Source organism: Desulfosarcina sp., from assembly GCF_041551955.1.
Taxonomy (GTDB): domain Bacteria; phylum Desulfobacterota; class Desulfobacteria; order Desulfobacterales; family Desulfosarcinaceae; genus Desulfosarcina.
In genome coordinates this window covers 1-4992 of the sequence record NZ_JBFELV010000386.1, presented here as the reverse complement: position 1 = coordinate 4992, position 4992 = coordinate 1, and the positions used below count along the sequence as shown (strand labels likewise).

4 protein-coding genes are annotated in these 4992 nt (G+C 56.8%); all 4 read left to right on the top strand.

The window, feature by feature from the left end; genetic code table 11:
* Window positions 1-17 precede the first annotated feature (17 nt).
* The 4 genes from serC (at window position 18) to ABYV26_RS20720 (ending at window position 4130) form a co-directional block, all read left to right on the top strand.
* Window positions 18-1106 carry a 3-phosphoserine/phosphohydroxythreonine transaminase gene (gene serC, locus ABYV26_RS20735; RefSeq protein WP_372683264.1) on the top strand — a complete coding sequence of 363 codons (1089 nt, stop codon included), beginning with the start codon at window positions 18-20 and terminating at the stop codon, window positions 1104-1106.
* Window positions 1107-1480: 374 nt separating this feature from the next.
* Window positions 1481-3223: an aldehyde ferredoxin oxidoreductase family protein gene (locus tag ABYV26_RS20730; RefSeq protein WP_372683263.1), complete on the top strand. Its 1743-nt coding sequence runs from the start codon at window positions 1481-1483 to the stop codon at window positions 3221-3223.
* 103 nt (window positions 3224-3326) lie between these two features.
* Window positions 3327-3914 carry a hypothetical protein gene (locus tag ABYV26_RS20725; RefSeq protein WP_372683262.1) on the top strand — a complete coding sequence of 196 codons (588 nt, stop codon included), beginning with the start codon at window positions 3327-3329 and terminating at the stop codon, window positions 3912-3914.
* Between the two features lie 45 nt (window positions 3915-3959).
* Complete coding sequence (locus tag ABYV26_RS20720; protein ID WP_372683261.1) at window positions 3960-4130, top strand: hypothetical protein; 171 nt, start codon at window positions 3960-3962, stop codon at window positions 4128-4130.
* Window positions 4131-4992 lie beyond the last annotated feature (862 nt).

Sequence of the window (4992 nt, the reverse complement as noted above, 5' to 3'; positions counted from 1 at the left end):
TATGGAGGGTATTTACGATGAAAGCGGACAGAATCCACAATTTCAACGCCGGGCCGGCGGCCCTGCCCCTGCCGGTTTTGGAAGAGATCCAAGAATCCTTTCTCAATTTTGCCGGCTCGGGCATGTCGGTCACCGAAATCAGCCACCGGTCAACGTGGTTCGACGATGTGATCAATGACGCCGTGGCGCGGGTCAAGCGAATCCTGAAGCTGGACGACCGCTATCACGTGCTCTTTCTCCAGGGCGGCGCCAGCATGCAGTTCTGCATGGTGCCCATGAACCTGCTGGGAACCGGTGACTCGGCGGACTACGTCAACACCGGCACTTGGTCCACCAAGGCCATCAAAGAGGCCACCATCCAGGGTAAATCCATCAACGTCGCGGCCTCCTCCGAGGACCGCAACTTCAGCTATATTCCCCAGTCAATCGTTTTCGACGCCGATGCGGTCTACGCCCACATCACCTCCAACAACACCATCAAGGGCACCCAGTGGGCGCAGTTCCCGGAGACCGGCGGCGTCCCCATCGTGTCGGACATGAGTTCAGACATCTTCTCCAGGCAACTGGAGATGGATCGGTTCGGGCTGATCTACGCCGGCGCCCAGAAAAACATGGGACCTGCCGGTGTATGCCTGGTGGTCATTCGCGACGACCTGCTGGCCCGCACCCCAGGGCAGATCCCCACCATGCTGCGCTACACCACCTATGCCGAGAAGAACTCCATGTACAACACGCCGCCCTGCTTCGCCATCTATACGGTTCAGCTGGTGCTCAAATGGCTGGAAGAGACCATTGGCGGACTGGACAAGATGGCAGCGCTGAACGGGAAAAAGGCCGGCCTGCTTTACGACACCATTGACCGAAGCGGCTTTTACAAAGGGACGGCGGAAAAGGCCAGCCGCTCGTTGATGAACGTCACCTTCCGCCTGCCCAACGAAGATCTGGAGAAAACCTTCGTGGCCGAGGCCATGAAAAACGGCATGGGTGGTCTAAAAGGTCACCGCAGTGTGGGCGGGTGCCGGGCCTCGATTTACAATCCGACGCCCCTGGCGGCAGTTGAAGCGCTGGTGGATTTCATGAAGATGTTTGAAGGCAAACACGGGTAGTTCATCAACCGATAAATATTGCTTCGGCGTCCTTTTCATTTTGATAATCGCGGAGTTTGCTGAGAGCGCAGAGATTCTTTATAGAGTTGGACAAGGTTGTCGCGTTTTTTTGCGTTGCACCTGCCGTTATCGGTTGGCCTTGCCCCGCCTTTTCTGCCCCATTCACCAGTGGGCGAAAAACCGACGAAAACAGCCTGGGTTCACCGGTATGCCGATTGGCCGAATCCCGGCTGTCATTTTTGGTTTTCCTTGACATTACCGGCAAACACTCATAATTACATTGAAAGGTGACTATTGTTCTCATCTCTCGTCAAAAGGACCATCACACCACGGATCTTTTAAAACACCATCCGCATTGGGACAGGAGGGAAACTATGGACAAAATTCTGAGAATCAACGTGAGTGCCCCGGGAGGACCCGCCGTCAAGACCGACGCCCTGGGAGCCTATGCCGGCTTGGGTGGCCGGGCAATGACCTCGACCGTCGTGGCCAAGGAAGTCCCCCCCACCTGCCACCCCCTGGGAGGGGCCAACAAACTGGTCATCGCGCCGGGCCTGCTCAGCGGATCGGCTGCGGCCATGTCCGGGCGACTCTCCGTGGGCTGCAAAAGCCCGCTCACCGGCGGCATCAAAGAGGCCAATTCCGGTGGCCAGGCCGCCCAGGTGATGGCTCGACTGGGCTACGCGGCCATAATCCTCGAGGGACAGGCGAAAGACGACAGCTGGTACAAGGTTTTTATCAACAAAGACGGCGTCAAGGTCGAATCCGCCGCCGATCTCAAGGGGTTGGGCAACTACGCCACCGTGGAAAAACTGGTCGCCCAGTACGGCAAGAAGGCTGCCTGTATCAGCATCGGCCAGGCCGGTGAAATGAAGATGTCCGCCGCCTCCATCGCCGTCAGCGACATGGAGCAGCGCCCCACCCGCCACGCCGGGCGCGGGGGTGTCGGGGCCGTCATGGGATCCAAGGGAATCAAGGCCATCGTTCTTGACGACGAGGGCCTGAAAATGCGCACGCCGGCCGAGCCCGAAAAATTCAAGGCCGCCAACAAGGCCTTTGCCGAGGGGCTGCGCAAGCACCCGGTCACCGGCGAGGGCCTTCCCACCTTCGGCACCAATGTGCTGACCAACGTGGTCAACGAGGCCGGTGGTTACCCAACGAACAATTTCCAGACGGGCCAGTTTGCCGGCGCATCCAACATCTCCGGCGAAACCCAGGCCGCCCTGGAAAACGAACGCGGCGGGGAAGGGTCGGCCACCCACGGCTGCCACCGGGGCTGCATCATCCGCTGCTCCGGCACGTTCTATGGCAAAAACGGCAACTTCCTCACCAAGCAGCCCGAGTACGAAACCGTCTGGGCCCACGGCGGCAACTGCGGCATCGACGATCTGGATGTGATCGCCCAACTGGACCGCATGGATGACGATTTCGGCGTGGACACCATCGAAATGGGCGCCACCATCGGGGTGGCCATGGAGGCCGGGCTGGCCAAGTTCGGCGACGGTCAGGCAGCTATTCGACTGGTCCAGGAAGTCGGCGATGGGACGCCGCTGGGCAGGATACTGGGCAACGGCGCCGCGGTTACCGGCCAGTGCTTCGGCGTGGAGCGGGTCCCTGTGGTCAAACGCCAATCCATGCCCGCCTACGACCCCCGTGCCGTGCAGGGCATCGGCGTGACTTACGCCACCACCACCATGGGGGCCGACCACACCGCCGGCTACGCCGTAGCCACCAACCTGCTGGGCGTGGGCGGCAGCGTGGACGCCCTCAAACCCGAGGGACAGGTGGAACTGTCCCGGAACCTGCAGATCGCCACCGCGGCCATCGACTCCACCGGCATGTGCCTGTTCATCGCTTTTGCCATTCTGGATCAGCCGGACACCTTCAATGCACTGGTGGATCTGGTCGGCGCCTTCATCGGCCAGCCGATGACCGCCGATGACGTCACCAACCTGGGCAAGTCGGTGCTGAAAAACGAGCGCGCATTCAACCTGGCCGCCGGCTTCACCGCCAAGGACGACCGGCTGCCCGACTACTTTAAAAACGAAGCCCTGGCGCCCCACAACGTCACCTTCGGCGTCACGGATGAGGAACTGGATACGGTCTTTAACTGGTAAGACAGATCCTTGTCGGTATTTACGAATCAAGGCACGGGGAGATCCGAAAGGGTCTCCCCGTTTGCTTAATGAATGACCACCCGTCACCACCGGAGAACCATCCATGATCCGACTCCACCTGCATGTCAACGCATCCGGTCTACCCCTTTTTTACTCCCTTTTTGAAAAAGGCGTGGTCCTGACCGCAAAAACCGGATGCACCCTGCGGGATTTTCTGTGCGGCCAACTGGGCATCGCCGACGGTTACCTCGACCAGCGGGTCCAAACCCTCTTTCTGGATGCCCGGCCGGTGGACGACGTGGACAAGGCGGTGGTTCAGGACGGATCGGTTCTGGCACTCAGTGCGGCCATGCCAGGCCTGCTGGGGGCCACCATGCGCAAGGGCGGACGCTACGCCGCCTTTCGCAGGGACATCTCACTGCCCGGCGATGACTGCGGCATCTGCGAAACAACGGGGCGCGTCACGGTCAAGCTGTTCAACATGGTGGCCAAGGAGATCGGCGGCGGTCTGCTGGAAGCGGGTATCGAGGTGGGGGGGGGTGATCTTCGGCGGATTGCGGATCGTTACCCCGACAAATTGAACCGCGGCATCCGAAACGCCAGGATGGACGATCGTGCGATCACCCCAGACACCCTTTTCTCGACGTTGTCGGAAGAACGGGTATTATTGTCGGTCAGCATCGCCGGGTAAAAAATGTCTCCAACTGAAAAGATCAACATTCAAGATGACCACGCCATGGCAGACCTGCTGTCGACCCTTGCCAGGCAATACCATAAGCAGATCTCAGACCAGACCCTCCCGAAGAACAAAACGCGGCTGGAAATCCTCCGCAGGCTGGAGCTGATCGCCCAGAGCATCAAAGGCCTGATGACGCATCCTCAAGAAAAAATTAAACCAGACAGTTGAAAAACGTTATAAACCCAGGCAAGGCAGGGCAAAATCGACCTAAAAAGCGCAATTTGGGTGTTAATAGTCGCCAATCCTGATCTTGTCGGCGTTACGAAATTTACCACCGGTCAAGATTGCCGTGCGCAAATTCCGTAACTTGATACCCACCTCGGATTGCATTAGCGCAGAGGTACCCACAATATTGACGGTCCCGCAAAAAGTCGAAAATCCCTTTTTGCTGTCGTCCCCGCTAAGGCGGGGATCTATTGTTATCGGATAGTTATATATCTCCGCCGTCGCGGGAATGACACCACTGAAATCCCTACCCCCCCGACCCCCTGGGTTACTTACAATACGTGCTTTTGGTACGATTCTTGATTCCGAACTACTTGATTAGTAAAAAAAGTTCATCTCAGATCGTTGATTGACGAATGAAAGGTTGAAGTTCTCCCACACTATAAGACCAGAATTAAAATTTAACGATCAAGGCACCCAATTCACTTTAAAGGCCGAATGCTTCGAGTTTTCTGCACGGCAGCAAAATGACGTGCGATTCTGGTTTGTGAGTTGATGTTTGCAACCGGGATATAATTAAATTATTGTAAATTAATCCTCAAAAAAAATCCGATCCACGACCGACACCATTTAAGGGTGGGGACGGAGTGATACGGATTTCAACATATGACTGTGGCCGATAGTACAATTCAGCCAAAAACCAGTATTAACTTAAAAAAGAAGGTAATATAATGAAATTAAAAATTGGTTGGGTAATCATGGCAATCATGCTCTTGAGCATCCCCCAGTTTGCTGGTGCATCGACTGTTTTCGAGACAGTTGACTTTATAACAGGAACTGAAGGTGTAAACTTTACGTTTGATGC